The organism is Fusibacter paucivorans, from assembly GCF_018390735.1.
GTDB lineage: Bacteria > Bacillota > Clostridia > Peptostreptococcales > Acidaminobacteraceae > Fusibacter > Fusibacter paucivorans.
Map to the genome: position 1 here is coordinate 24,789 of NZ_JAHBCL010000027.1, position 13,128 is coordinate 37,916.

Sequence of the window (13,128 nt, forward strand, 5' to 3'; positions counted from 1 at the left end):
TCGTGGACTACAACATCTCCATTGTAGTTTCCATAATTTTCATCAACGGCAACATGACCGATACGAGAATCGATCCGACGACGCCCGCCATTAAAATCAGCATGAGCGGCTCAATCATCGTCGTCGCCCGCCCTATGGCTTCTTCAACTTCATCATCAAAGAAGCCTGCCGTTCTTGCTAAAATATCATCCAATTCACCGGTGCGCTCACCAACAGCAATCATTTGCGTCAGCAGCGGTGGAAAAACACCCACGGTTTGAATTGACTTGGATAATCCATACCCTTTCCGAATATCCTCTCTACAGGTGGTAAATCTATTTTCTACTTCGACATTACCAAGCAGTGTACTCATGATTTCAATTGCATCAATCATGGAAATCCCACTTCTCAATAAAATCGACATACTGCGCGCAAAGCGCGCGGTGATGATTTTCGCAGTAACGCCTTTGATAATCGGCACCCTTAACATCAGGCGATCCAGCACTTCTCTGCCGGCCGCCGACTTTCGCCAGTTGAGAAAAGCAGTGACACCCGCTGCAACAACGGCAATGATCCACAAAAATTTCGCCTTGATAAAATCACTCATGTTGATCATAAATTGCGTAATACCCGGCAATGTTGCACCAAAGCCACTAAGCGTGTCTGCGAAAATAGGAATAACGACGGTTAAGAGTACAATGACAACGGCAATCATCAGAAAGAAAAGTACAATCGGATACGTCATCGCTCCCTTTACTTTATTCTTGATTTTGTTGTCGCGCTCATAATAATCCGCCATCCGGTTCAGAATTTCATCGAGGTTACCACTGACTTCACCGACTTTGATCATGTTCCTGAGAAACTCTGGAAAAATCTGGTGGTGTAAATCAAGTGCTTCTGATAAAACCTTTCCCTTTCGAATGTCGTCATAGACGACTCTCAGTACTTCTTTAAGCTTTGGGTTTCCCGTTTGCAGCGTTAAGATTTCAATGGTTTCCAAAATCGTTATGCCTGAATTGAACAAAACGGCAAATTGGCGGCAAAAGACGGTGATATCTTTGATTTTTACTTTTTGAAATCGTTTGAGTAATTCAAAATTTTCTCCGGCTTCTTCAAAACTGACGATGAAGTACCCCTGCCCTCGAATGTAGGCTTTGAGTTCAGCATCATTGGCAGCCGTGGTTTCACCTTCAATGACTTTGCCTTGTAAATTCTTCGCTTTATACTTGTAAACGCCCAAGCTTCACCTCTTAGAAAGGATTGTTCAGCAGTGTCTGTAATCCTTTTTTGTCAATTGACCTTAAAATTGCTTCCTCTCTTGAAATCATACGATTTCGATAAAGTCTCAGCAGGTCTGCGTTCATGGTTTGCATCCCATCCATGGTGTTGGTTTGCAATACGCTGTTGATCTGATAGGGTTTCCCCTCTCTGATGAGATTGCTCACCGCTGAATTGGTTTTTAGCACCTCACAGGCTACGCATACCCCAGAGTCATCCAATTTAGGAATGAGCTGCTGTGTGATAACGCCCTGCATAACGGTTGCCAATTGATTTTGAATCTGATTTTGCTGTTCCGGCGGGAAAATGTCCAGTATCCGGTCAACGGTTTTCGCTGCACCGAGCGTATGCATCGTCGAAAAGACGAGATGCCCAGTTTCAGCTGCTGTAATGGCAATGCGCGTCGTCTCTAAATCCCTCATCTCGCCAACGAGTATAACATCTGGGTCTTCCCTGAGCGCCGCCCTGAGTGCTGTGGCAAAGCTGTGGGAGTCCAGTCCGATTTCACGCTGATTGACGATGGACTTTTTATGACGATGGAGGTATTCGATTGGATCTTCAACTGTTATGATATGTTTACTCTGGTTTGCATTGATAATGTCCAACAGACTCGCCAGTGTCGTGGATTTGCCACTGCCGGTTACGCCTGTCACCAATATCAATCCACCCGGTAAATCAGCAAACTCTCTCACCGTGTTTGGAAGTCCCAAACTTTCAAAACTCGGTATGTCAAACGGCTGAATACGAATAGCCATCGCATAGGTGCCACGCTGTTTAAACGCGTTAACACGATACCTTCCAAGCCCCTGCCTGGAAAATGAACAGTCTGCTTCACCCTTTGTTTCAAGTTCTGCAAATTTTCGTTCATCTAGTGCTTGTTTGATAAGTTCCTTCGTATCTTCCTGCATTAACCGCCCAAAGTTTTCAAGGAAGATTAAGTGCTTATGCTTTCGTACGCACGGAAATGTGCCTACTGTGATATGAATATCGGATACTTTTAGTTGATCTGCTTTTTCCAGCAAGTCATCTAATGTGAAATTCAACATTTCGGCGCCTCCAATTGCTATACAAATACTGTTTTTGTCATTTCATCGAAGGAGCTATCTCCTCTTAAAACAACGTCTTTTGCATTGGCAAACAATGTTGCCATCCCTGATTCAACTGCAATGTTCTTTATTTCCTCCGAAGACTGGCCTGTAATAATTGCTTTTTTTAGTGTCTCTGTTATTTCGAGCACTTCATGAATAGCAATACGCCCTTGATAACCGGTATCATTGCACCTCGTACAGCCTCTCGCACTGAATAGCTTTGTACCCGGTTCAACCCCCAAGACTTCCATTTCAAATGGTTTGGCATCATATGGCCGCTTGCAATGCGGACAGAGTGTTCGCATCAGTCGCTGTGCAATGACGCCGACAAGTCCTTCTGCTACCAAAAAAGCGGGGATGCCCATGTCAACAAGACGTGTTATGGATGTTGCCGCATCATTTGTATGAATCGTCGATAACACCATATGGCCAGTAATTGCGGATCTTACAGCAATTTCTGCAGTTTCTTCATCTCTAATTTCACCAATCATAATTACGTCAGGATCTTGTCTTAAGATGCTGCGCAGCCCTCTTGCAAAAGTGAGCCCCGCCTTTGTGTTTACCTGAACCTGATTAATGCCATCAAACATGTACTCTACTGGATCTTCAACGGTTACGACATTTTGCGAAACGTCGTTTTGTTCCTTGAGCAAGGTGTATAACGTCGTCGTTTTACCGCTGCCCGTCGGTCCTGAAATAAGTACGATGCCATATGGCGATCGCTGAAACTTATCAATCAAACCGTCTTCATGCTTTGTAAATCCAAGCTTGGAACGGTCTAAAAGCTGATTGCCTCGATTGAGAATTCTCAATACGAGTTTTTCACCAAATACTGTTGGAAGTGTTGACACGCGAATGTCATAAGCCCTTCCGTCAATTTCTGTCTCAATTCTGCCATCCTGCGGCACCCTCTGTTCAGCGATATTGATTTCCGCCAAAATTTTAAAGCGCGTTAAAACACCACTGTAAGAGGTTTTCGGTATATTCATTATCTTGGTCAGCACGCCATCGACACGTACGCGTACATATACTTCGCTTTCAAACGGTTCGATGTGTATATCGCTGGCACTTAAGTCAATTGCTTGGTTAATAATTGATTTTACAAGGCGTACTGTTGGCGCGTTCGTGATTTCATCGCCCTCATCCAGCTGATCGTCAAAACTTTGAATGCTGAATTCTTTTTTTAGCTCTTCGATGGCCTTTTGTGAACTTTCATCCACATAGTATTTATCAATTGCCCAATTGATACTGTCTTCATCTGATATAAACGGCTTGATGCTCTTTTTTGTAATAAAGTGAACATCATCAATGGCATGTAAGTCGAACGGATTTGAAATGGCCATACAGACAACACCATCTTCCATGCCGAACGGCATAACATTGTATTTTTTTGCGACATTTTGCGGTATCAGTTTTGCGACGCTGCGGTCAACATTCGTATCCATGAGGTCAATCAACGGCAGTTTAAACTGGATAGACAGCGTTTTAGCAATCTGCTCTTTCGTAACATAATTAAGCTTTACCAACGCTTCGCCAAGTTTTAAAAAATGTTCTTTCTGATATTGTATGGCATCCTGAAGCTGATCACTTGTGATATCACCTGAATCGATGAGAATGTCGCCCAATCTTTTTCTATCTGTCAAAATATACTCCTATATCATGTCCTAATGACAATTATACCGTAAGTCTTTCTTAATAATCTCATTTTAAAAATAAAAAATGCTGCAGTCGAAACTGCAGCAGAACCATCGTAGTCAATAATACCTATTTCATCAAACGCCTACAACATTTGTGAAACAGCATTACCACCTTAGACTTCTAGCTTTGCGTCCTACCCTTTCGAATAGTTTGCCCAACACTTTGCTATTCATGTAACTTTCCTATATTATACCCCACTTTTAAGGGGTTGTAAACTACTTACTAGGTATATTTTACCTAAACTTTACGCACGATATAGGACTGTGGTCCTATATTTATTTATATTGCTTTTACAAAGAGCCAAACAGCCATACATAAATGAGACTTTTCCCGAAAAGCAAACTGATCACTGTCCCCATGGCAATAAATGGTCCAAAGGGAATCTGCATCCTGCGCTGCTTTTTAAAAAAGACCAGCAAGATCACACCAAAGACACCGCCAATGATAAAGGCAAGCCATAATGCCAGAAGTGTCAGCTGCCAGCCCAAAAAGAGACCAATTGGCGCGAAAATCTTGACATCACCAAATCCTAAGCCCCCGCTCTCGCCGTATATCAAGTCCGTTACAAGCGCAATGGCCAGTAAGATCAATGATCCAGACAGCATCCCGATAAACCCATTATACGGTTTTGCGCTATAGTAAATACTATTGCCGTAAAACACATGGTAAGCGGAGGTAACGAGACCTGTTATCAGTCCAAACAACACGATACCATCCGGAATAATCATGGTATGCAAATCAATCAATGCCATAACCAGCATCAGCGAAATCAACACAAATGCAAATAGCGTCTCAAAATGAAAGCCAAATTGATGATAGGCGATCACGTAAAGGATGCCATTGGCAAGTTCTACCAAAGGATACTGGATTGCAATGCGCTCACCACAGGTACGACAGCGCCCTCTTAACACGAGATAACTGAAAACCGGAATGAGCTCATAGGGCTTAAGCTGTGTTTTACAGCTTCCACAGGCTGACGGCGGAAAGACAATGCTCTCGCCATTTGGTATTCGATAGATGCAAACATTTAAAAAAGAGCCAATGACCAGCCCTAGGATTAATACGAGTAAATACGTTGGAAACGCCTCCCATCTTAAGCCGACAAACGATCTGTAATGATTACAATGTAAGCGTTTTATACCATTATAATGAATAACGCTCATTATCACAAGTCTTAATTATTGAAATGTCACAAAAAAGTAGTATTTTGTCACCTTTTGCACCTTATGTTATTACACAGTAATATTATCGGTACTTTTCTCAAAGACTTAACCATAAATTTTTGAAAAAATACTGCCTATAAATACTGTATTATCTTATTGTTCCCCCAGCAGTTTGTCAAGCTTCGCGTCTAAATCGTAAAGTTTGAGCAAATGCGGGATCTGATCATAATGCGATTTGATATCCCAGTTCTCATGTATATGATCGGATAATGCCGTGATAAATGCATTTGCCGCTTCATAACCCTCTGCTTCAAATTCAGGGAATTTCATCGTCGTCTGTATCGAAACATCAAAACCAAATGTAACCACCGGCACCGTCACCGTCAGCGGGTTATCTTTACTCAGTCCACTTTTAAGATAACGCGGCTTCAACATCATCGTCGAAACGGCAAAGCGGTTCCCAAACTTGACGAGTGTCCATTCGCCGTTGCCCTTCACCTTGATCGATGTACCAAAGGGAACAGACCAGAGATTGCCGCGCTTGCGAATAATCTTGCGGGCACTTTCCTCCAGAAATTGATTCATCCACATGCGGTCATGCGGCAACGGCATCGCCTTGTATTTGTCATAACGACTGTCTTGAGACTGAATAATCGCGTAGGCGACGATTTCTCCTAAAAAACAGTGAAAGCAATGTTGGTCTTTCATAAGCACCGCTTTTGAAGCATCGTCTAAAAGCTGTAAATATTCAAGAACGCGCTGCGAGGCTTCCGGCTGAATATTGAATGCATAGGGCGTCATTTGCAGTGGTATTGCATCGAGTGTTTCCGTTAGGGTTATGGCAATTTCATGCTTGGTTTCCACGACAGGTGCATCGCGATACTGAAAAAGCCATTCCAGCTGACGGTCACTGACAAGTGCCTTGCCGTGATTATTGCGGATATAATACTCTCTAGCTCTGATCGCAGTTCCCTCATGCTTTGCAATAACCGCATGCGGTATGCTCTTGCGCTTTGGCACACCAATAATGGCAATATCATTGCCTTCAATGCGCATATGTTGAATGGTGACCAGCAATTGAGGACTAACAATATCTTTACAGAGATTTTCAATATGTTCTTTAAATTTATCAAACCCAGACTTGCTGTTCCCAGAGAATTTTTCAAAAATGCCAGCGCCTTCAAATTCACCCGAATCCTTGACGCCAACGATTAAATTGCCGCCTTCCCGATTTGCAAAGGAGACGAGAATCGTCGCCATTTCCTTATGGTTGAAACCGCCTTCGCTGCCGACAAATTTTTCTACCATCTTCAGTTCATTTCTCAGGTTTTCACGCTCATAGGCACGAATAATATTCAGAACATCTTTTGACTTCATAATAGTTCATCCAGCTCATCGGGGAAGACAAACGGCTCCGATTTTGGATCTGCGACAAACGTACCATCTTTCATCCTTTGAACCATCAGTGGTTTGTACTTAAAATCGGTTCTCAAAATGTGATTTTTTATCCAATTTTCAAGAAAGGCGGCAATTTCATGAAGTGTTTCAATTGATTTGAGTTCATCTGCTTCCGGATGCATTTGTTCCAGCTTATTGACGAAAGCTTGATGCTCACGCTTATGCTGAGTCGCCTCACTATAGCCATTTGCTTCCATAATACGTTCTTCCGTTTCGAAATGGTATATGGTATACAAATTCAGTTTAACGAGCATCCGAACAATTTCATCGTGCAGTTCTTGTTCATCACAGCGCTTCTCAAGAATACTCGCCGTTGAAATCAGTTCAAATAGTCGTTTGTGCTGATCGTCAATTTCTGAAATACCAACACTAAAATCTTCTGTCCATTCCATACCTATTCACTCCTCTCTTTTTGCTTTATCTCTCTAATTTGTGTATCGATCAACTTAATCAACTCACGGATTGTCGTCTCCGCTGTCACATTGCCTTTGATCATGATTGTATCGTGCGCCATCATCTTATCATACTGTTCACATGGAACATGCGCTTCCATGCACACCGCAAGCGCGGCCAGCCAATGAGAGCATTCTATAAAAAACCGGTCATCATCTGTATGATTCAGTATAAGATTCTGCATATAGTGAACCATCTTTAACAGATCGTCAATAAGTGATTGGTAGTGTCCTTTTAAACTTTCATGCCCTCTCAGCTTTAGATCCTGTAACATATGATCCAAAACAGAAAGATCTTCTGAAATACTTGTAAATGCTTTAAATGTGCTGATGATTTCATTTGCCGCAGCATCGCGACACACCATTGCGATCTGTTCGAGATTGAACACGAGCCGTTTCGTCACCATTCGCCGATAAAAAAGATGCGAAAAAACAGTATTGACAATAACCGCTACCAATATACCTGAAAAGAGCGCCGATAATCTCAGTGCCAGCGTTAGCGGCATGCTCGGCATACCCAGTGCATCATACTGAATGTACTGCGTCATGTAGATCGCTGTAAAAATTGCCACTGCCGGTACGGTCCGCCACTGAATGCGAAGTGCCATATAAAGCGTTAGACTTACGGCGAGCGGCACTGTCAGCATATTAACACCACCTGCCCATACGACGGCAAAACCGATCACACCGCCGAGTAAAGTACTTTTCAGCTGGTCGATTCCCGATCGGACACCCGCCATACTCACCGGCTCCAGTGTCAGCATCATCCCAAAGAGCACCGAAATCATATCGCGACCAATAAACGACTGTCGGCTAAAGATCACATATGCCAACAGAACGCCGATAAAAGCTTTCAAGATGTAGAGCGGCGAATCAAACAACATCGCTTCTCTGCTCAGTTTAAACGGATTATGTTTCAACCATCCCATATCTTCAAACTCCATTTTTATTTTATATGATGACGCTATAGAAATCATTGAGGAAAATTTCCCTATTCATCAATTACTTTTTATCCGTTTGCTTATTTGATAAAAGACGCCCCGATTATGCATCATAGCTTAGGACTGTTTTTCGATCGCTTCGCTAATTTTTTCTGGATTCCGAGCACCCATCCGACCACACGCATCGCGGGTTTCATCAATACGGATTCCATATCCGCTGTTACTTCTTTTAAACGGTTGGGGATATCAATCTGCTGCGGACAGTGTGTTAGGCACTTGCCGCATTCTCTGCAAAGCGATGCATAACTGGGCTTTCCATTCATACCGGCCATTTGCAGCCAGTAAAAGCCGCGCATGTTCTTTTGATTGAGCAGGTATTTTGAATTGTAAAGGTCAAAACACCGTGGAATGTCGACACCAAACGGACATGGCATGCAGTACTGACATCCCGTACAGGGAACGCGCTGCTTTGAAAGGTAAATCTGCCGTACGTCACTGACCGTTTTCTTCTCCGCATCGCTTAGGCAGTTCGGTGTCGAATCCAGTGTGATTGATAAGTTTTCCTCTAAATGCGCCATTTCAGTCATTCCCGAGAGCACCATGGTGACTTCCGGTTGATCCCAAAGCCATTTGAGCGCCCAAGATGCCGGCGTACGCCCCGGTGCAGCCTGTTCATATGCCGCTAAAACCTCTGCCGGCATTTTTTTAATCAAACTGCCGCCGCGAAGCGGTTCCATGACAAACACTGCCATTTGCTTAGATGCCGCATATTGCAAACCCTCTTTGCCCGCCTGATTAAATTCATCTAATATATTGTATTGGATTTGGCAAAAGTCCCAATCGTAAGCATCGACAATACGTTTGAACGTAAGCCGGTCACCGTGAAATGAAAAGCCTACATTTCTAATTTTGCCTTCACGTCTGATGCGATCTAAAAACGCCAATGTATCATATTTCAGAAATTTTTCCCAGCTCTCGTCATTAAGGGCATGCAGCAAATAGTAATCAATGACGTCCACGCCAAGCTTCCGCCGCTGGTCTTCAAAAATTTTATCCAAATCCTCTTTCGCATTGACAGACCACGGCGGCATCTTTGTCGCAATGAATACCTTGTCGCGATACCCCATTGCCAAAAACTTTCCAATAAATCCCTCGCTGGTTCCCGCATGATAGAAATAGGCAGTATCAATATAATTAACGCCTGATTCAACTGCTTTTTTCAAAAGTTCAATTGCCTTGGGCTCGTCGATAAAGCCCGCTCTCGTTGGAAAGCGCATGCCGCCATAGCCTAGAATTGAAATGCTGTCTCCATTTTTTTGATTAATACGATATTGCATCGTCTCCTCCACTGAATCTATTGTATCACCACTCAAATTGCAATGTCATGTTAAGCCTTCATAAATTTTTGAATGTATTGGCAGATAACAATTGCCACCATGTAGTCAATACCTGCCAAGAGGTTATTCATCAGATAGATATTGCCAAACGTCGGCAGGGTCGCACCCTGTCCGTCCATTGTAATCCAAAGGAGCAACAGCAGAAAGACAACCAATTGAATTTGATTGCGCAGCCGTTTGCTGTCAATGTTTTTCACCCATAGCAACAGCGGCAAAAGGATAAAGGCTGCAACAATAAAAAACAGCAGCGTCATGCCTTGGATCGCCACATCAAAAGGTGACTGTTTGAGCAGAATGCCGCCTATGAGCTTTAATAGGATGACATAGCCCACGGTGAGCTGAAGGCCATTGAGTCCATTTTGCAGACTGAAAATTTTTCTCACCAGTTCGCGGTAAGCGCCGGAAACGCCGCCTGCCATCTCTGAGGCATTCGCATCTTGCGCCGTCAGTGCTTCAATCACTTCGTTTGATTGAATGCTTTTGGCTTTTGACAGTATGATTCTCACAATCAATGTCATTTGAAGAATCAGTACAATTACCGTGTCAATGTTCCCTTCGTTTCGAAAGGTCAAATCAAAGAAGAACGCTGTCACAATCAGCATCAGCAGGTTGTATTGCATCATTTTTACCCCGTTTTGCCCCTTTTCATTTATCATAAATGCCCCCATTCTCAGAACCATACAGCCCTAAAAATTTATCTTTCTATAACCAGTATACTGGATTCGTTTCCATCTTGAAAACCTATTTTTGTAAATACGCGGTTAAAATGGCTGGTTTCGGATATATTTAAAATGTATGCGTTAAGGTATTGATAAGGATCATTTTATCAATATGCACAGGGTTCTGCCGCTGTGTCTGCCATCATAATGCATTTATTCAAAATATACTGCAAAATCTAACATCAAGGGGGAGGTATTATTTGAAATATTTCATGAAACAAGCATTGATGCGCAAAGTTATTTTCGCACTCATACCTCTGCAAGCACTCGGCATTCTTTTTTTTGGGTGGCGAACCTTCTTTTTGCTCATCATCAACACCGTTATCGCTGCAATCATCGAATGGGGATTTGTTCGGAAAACCTCTGGCAAGATCTCCGAGGCAGTCGTTGTCACTGCAATGCTTTACACGCTGACACTTCCGCCGAGTCTGCCTTACTGGATTTCAGGCATCGGCATCGCATTTGGCGTCCTGTTCGGAAAAATGGTATTCGGCGGATTTGGGAAAAATCCATTTAACCCAGCGTTGGTGGGACGCGCCTTTATTTACGTCAACTTTCCGTCTTTTATGACGGGCGAGTGGCACTTACCGCAAGGACTCAACGGCGCACTAGCCTACAGTGTCGATACTGTCTCACAGGCGACGCCAATGTCAGTCTTCCGACAAACCGGTGAAATGACCGCACTGCCGCAAATGCTGATCGGTAATATCTCCGGCTCAATCGGCGAAACCAGTGCCGCAGCCATTATCATTATCGCCATTGTTTTACTGGTGAAAAAAGTCATTGCCAAAGACACATTCTGGAGTGTCATCATCAGCTTTGTCGTCTTTGACACAGCTTTTTATCTCTTGGGATCGACCTCCGTTCCCAATCCGTTATACGGCCTATTATCCGGCGGCATACTCTTTGGCGCCACATTTATGGCCACTGATCCCATCTCCTCGCCGAAGACGGTCTGGGGCAAACGGCTCTATGGCATCATCATCGGCGGTGTTACGGTAATCATCAGAGGATACGCCCTGTTTTCAGGCGGGGTCATGTTTGCCATCCTCATCGGCAACACCTTCGCCCCAATCCTCGACGAACTGGTAAATGCGATCAAAAAATCAAAGGTACCTGTTAAAGCCGGAAAGGAGGCCTCTCATGGCTAAACCGAAACGCATCCTTTATCCCGTCTTTTTTATGGTGCTCATCACAGCGGTTTATACACTGATTCTCGCTTCACTTAATGCCGCCTCGGCAGAACGCGTCGCAGAGCAGGAATCGCTCAGACTCGAACGCGCCATCCTCTATGCCAATGCCATTGATGCAACAGACGATGCCGCACTGCATCAATTCTTTGTTGATAATTTTGAACAGGTCACAACGGATGACCTCAGCTATTATCGTTATGCTACCGATGGTCAAGTGACTGCCTACACGTTTCCCTTCACAGGCAAGGGTTTATGGGGAAGCGTCAACGGCTACATTGCCATTTCATCGGATTTTAAAACCATCTTAGGCGTTGATTTTATTTCGCATTCAGAGACGCCGGGGTTAGGCGGCCGTATTGATGAAGCTTGGTTTAAAGAACAGTTTAGAGGTATTCCACTAGAAACCTCACCCTATATTCGTTATCGTTCAGAGGCAAACGGCAATGTTGATGCCATTACCGGTGCGACGTTGACATCCAATGCTGTCAAAGGCATGCTGAACACTTTTTTGGAAACACTGATGTCAACTGAAAGGACGGTGATTGTCAATGAGTGAATTCATAAAAGTATTTAAAGAAGGCATTTATAAGGACAATCCTGTTTTTCGCCAAATTCTCGGCATCTGCTCAACGCTTGCCGTCACTAATCTCATGATGAATTCCTTTGTCATGGGCGTAGGCCTTATGTTTGTCACCGCTTTTTCAAGTTTAACGGTCTCTGTCCTTAGACTTTATACGCCAAAACATATTCGTATGATGGTTCAGACCTTAATCATATCCGCTTACGTCATTGCACTGGATATCTTTCTGAAAGCTTACTGGCCTTCGATGTCCAAGGCACTCGGCCCTTATGTCGGTCTTATTATCACCAACTGCATTATCATGGGGCGGGCTGAAGCTTTTGCTCAAAAGAACAAGCCTCTCATCTCATTCTTTGACGGTCTGATTATGGGACTCGGTTATACCATCGTTCTCCTCGCCATTGCATTTGTTCGCGAATTGCTGGGGTTTGGCTCTATTTTCGGCATTCAGGTGCTCGGCGAACAATGGGTTAACTGGACACTGATGATTATGCCGCCGGGGGCCTTCTTTATGCTCGGCATCGTCATTTGGGTGACACACCGCTTCTTTGATGACAATACGGATAAAGGGGGTGCTAAATCATGATCGATATCCATCCAATGATTATTTTCTTTGCGGCGATCTTTACCAACAACATGATCCTTTCAAACTTTCTGGGAATGTGTTCCTTTATTGCCGTCTCAGGGGAAATCAAAACCTCTCTGAGTCTCGGACAGGCCGTCACATTTGTACTCGCCTGCACATCGGTCATCAACTATTTCGTCTATTACAGCATTCTAGTGCCGTTAAAGCTCGAATATCTGCGCTTTATCGTTTTTATCATCGTCATTGCCGCTTTTGTACAGCTTGTGGAGATGATTATTGAGCGCTATTTTGAAACGCTTTATTATTCACTTGGGATCTTTTTGCCGCTGATCACTGTGAATTGCGCTATCTTAGGGGTTTCGCTCTTTATGATTATTCGAGAGTATAACCTGTTTCAATCCTTTGCCTTTGGCGTCGGTTCCGGTCTTGGCTGGACACTTGCCATCGTTTCAATGGCAGGCATTCGAAAGCGCATTAAAAATGCCCCCATTCCAAAGGGATTGGAAGGCCCGGGCATTACCCTCATCATCACCGGCATTATGGCCCTTGCATTTTTAGGTTTTTCCGGCATAGTTCAAATACAATAGGAGGTGCAC

The 13,128-nt window shown here is 43.7% G+C and carries 13 protein-coding genes and 1 riboswitch; of the genes, 4 read left to right on the plus strand and 9 right to left on the minus strand.

Annotation, left to right across the window (positions count from 1 at the left end; translation table 11 throughout):
- Positions 1 to 7: 7 nt before the first annotated feature.
- The 9 genes from KHM83_RS14485 to KHM83_RS14525 form a co-directional block, all read right to left on the minus strand.
- The gene (locus tag KHM83_RS14485; protein WP_213237751.1) at positions 8 to 1,219 is read right to left on the minus strand and encodes a type II secretion system F family protein; all 1,212 of its coding nucleotides are present in this window, start codon (positions 1,217 to 1,219) and stop codon (positions 8 to 10) included.
- 10 nt (positions 1,220 to 1,229) lie between these two features.
- Positions 1,230 to 2,303, minus strand: a complete 1,074-nt coding sequence (locus tag KHM83_RS14490; protein WP_213237752.1) for a type IV pilus twitching motility protein PilT — start codon at positions 2,301 to 2,303, stop codon at positions 1,230 to 1,232.
- A gap of 17 nt (positions 2,304 to 2,320) precedes the next feature.
- Positions 2,321 to 3,988 (minus strand): GspE/PulE family protein, encoded by a 1,668-nt coding sequence (locus KHM83_RS14495; protein WP_246543125.1) that lies wholly within the window; start codon positions 3,986 to 3,988, stop codon positions 2,321 to 2,323.
- A 92-nt stretch (positions 3,989 to 4,080) separates the two neighbouring features.
- Positions 4,081 to 4,208: riboswitch (cyclic di-GMP riboswitch) on the minus strand.
- 125 nt (positions 4,209 to 4,333) lie between these two features.
- Positions 4,334 to 5,206 carry a prepilin peptidase gene (locus tag KHM83_RS14500; protein WP_213237753.1) on the minus strand — a complete coding sequence of 291 codons (873 nt, stop codon included), beginning with the start codon at positions 5,204 to 5,206 and terminating at the stop codon, positions 4,334 to 4,336.
- A gap of 153 nt (positions 5,207 to 5,359) precedes the next feature.
- Positions 5,360 to 6,583 carry an AlbA family DNA-binding domain-containing protein gene (locus KHM83_RS14505; RefSeq protein ID WP_213237754.1) on the minus strand — a complete coding sequence of 408 codons (1,224 nt, stop codon included), beginning with the start codon at positions 6,581 to 6,583 and terminating at the stop codon, positions 5,360 to 5,362.
- Complete coding sequence (locus KHM83_RS14510; RefSeq protein ID WP_213237755.1) at positions 6,580 to 7,056, minus strand: bacteriohemerythrin; 477 nt, start codon at positions 7,054 to 7,056, stop codon at positions 6,580 to 6,582. Before KHM83_RS14510 ends, KHM83_RS14505 begins: the two co-directional genes overlap by 4 nt.
- A 2-nt stretch (positions 7,057 to 7,058) precedes the next feature.
- Positions 7,059 to 8,045 carry an FUSC family protein gene (locus KHM83_RS14515; protein ID WP_213237756.1) on the minus strand — a complete coding sequence of 329 codons (987 nt, stop codon included), beginning with the start codon at positions 8,043 to 8,045 and terminating at the stop codon, positions 7,059 to 7,061.
- Positions 8,046 to 8,167: 122 nt separating this feature from the next.
- Complete coding sequence (locus KHM83_RS14520) at positions 8,168 to 9,394, minus strand: aldo/keto reductase (RefSeq protein WP_213237757.1); 1,227 nt, start codon at positions 9,392 to 9,394, stop codon at positions 8,168 to 8,170.
- Between the two features lie 50 nt (positions 9,395 to 9,444).
- Positions 9,445 to 10,110 (minus strand): hypothetical protein, encoded by a 666-nt coding sequence (locus KHM83_RS14525; RefSeq protein ID WP_213237758.1) that lies wholly within the window; start codon positions 10,108 to 10,110, stop codon positions 9,445 to 9,447.
- 263 nt (positions 10,111 to 10,373) lie between these two features.
- Here KHM83_RS14525 and KHM83_RS14530 point away from each other — a divergent pair, with 263 nt between their 5' ends.
- Genes KHM83_RS14530 through KHM83_RS14545 form a run of 4 tightly spaced genes read left to right on the plus strand, consistent with a single transcriptional unit; the run spans position 10,374 to position 13,119 of the window.
- A complete protein-coding gene (locus KHM83_RS14530) occupies positions 10,374 to 11,324 on the plus strand; it encodes an RnfABCDGE type electron transport complex subunit D (RefSeq protein ID WP_213237759.1) in 951 nt (316 codons plus the stop codon).
- Positions 11,317 to 11,922 carry an FMN-binding protein gene (locus KHM83_RS14535; RefSeq protein ID WP_213237760.1) on the plus strand — a complete coding sequence of 202 codons (606 nt, stop codon included), beginning with the start codon at positions 11,317 to 11,319 and terminating at the stop codon, positions 11,920 to 11,922. Before KHM83_RS14530 ends, KHM83_RS14535 begins: the two co-directional genes overlap by 8 nt.
- Complete coding sequence (rsxE, locus tag KHM83_RS14540) at positions 11,915 to 12,532, plus strand: electron transport complex subunit RsxE (RefSeq protein ID WP_213237761.1); 618 nt, start codon at positions 11,915 to 11,917, stop codon at positions 12,530 to 12,532. Before KHM83_RS14535 ends, rsxE begins: the two co-directional genes overlap by 8 nt.
- Positions 12,529 to 13,119 (plus strand): NADH:ubiquinone reductase (Na(+)-transporting) subunit E, encoded by a 591-nt coding sequence (locus tag KHM83_RS14545; protein WP_246543126.1) that lies wholly within the window; start codon positions 12,529 to 12,531, stop codon positions 13,117 to 13,119. The genes rsxE and KHM83_RS14545 overlap by 4 nt, the downstream gene beginning before the upstream one ends.
- The last annotated feature ends 9 nt before the right edge of the window (positions 13,120 to 13,128 follow it).

Excerpts from the sequence above, each read along its gene's own strand:
- KHM83_RS14490 (WP_213237752.1), bottom strand. The coding sequence starts at position 2,303 with ATGTTGAATTTCACATTAGATGACTTGCTGGAAAAAGCAGATCAACTA.
- KHM83_RS14500 (WP_213237753.1), bottom strand. The coding sequence starts at position 5,206 with ATGAGCGTTATTCATTATAATGGTATAAAACGCTTACATTGTAATCAT.
- KHM83_RS14505 (WP_213237754.1), bottom strand. The coding sequence starts at position 6,583 with ATGAAGTCAAAAGATGTTCTGAATATTATTCGTGCCTATGAGCGTGAA.
- KHM83_RS14510 (WP_213237755.1), bottom strand. The coding sequence starts at position 7,056 with ATGGAATGGACAGAAGATTTTAGTGTTGGTATTTCAGAAATTGACGAT.
- KHM83_RS14515 (WP_213237756.1), bottom strand. The coding sequence starts at position 8,045 with ATGGGATGGTTGAAACATAATCCGTTTAAACTGAGCAGAGAAGCGATG.
- KHM83_RS14520 (WP_213237757.1), bottom strand. The coding sequence starts at position 9,394 with ATGCAATATCGTATTAATCAAAAAAATGGAGACAGCATTTCAATTCTA.
- KHM83_RS14525 (WP_213237758.1), bottom strand. The coding sequence starts at position 10,110 with ATGATAAATGAAAAGGGGCAAAACGGGGTAAAAATGATGCAATACAAC.
- KHM83_RS14535 (WP_213237760.1), top strand. The coding sequence starts at position 11,317 with ATGGCTAAACCGAAACGCATCCTTTATCCCGTCTTTTTTATGGTGCTC.
- rsxE (WP_213237761.1), top strand. The coding sequence starts at position 11,915 with ATGAGTGAATTCATAAAAGTATTTAAAGAAGGCATTTATAAGGACAAT.
- KHM83_RS14545 (WP_246543126.1), top strand. The coding sequence starts at position 12,529 with ATGATCGATATCCATCCAATGATTATTTTCTTTGCGGCGATCTTTACC.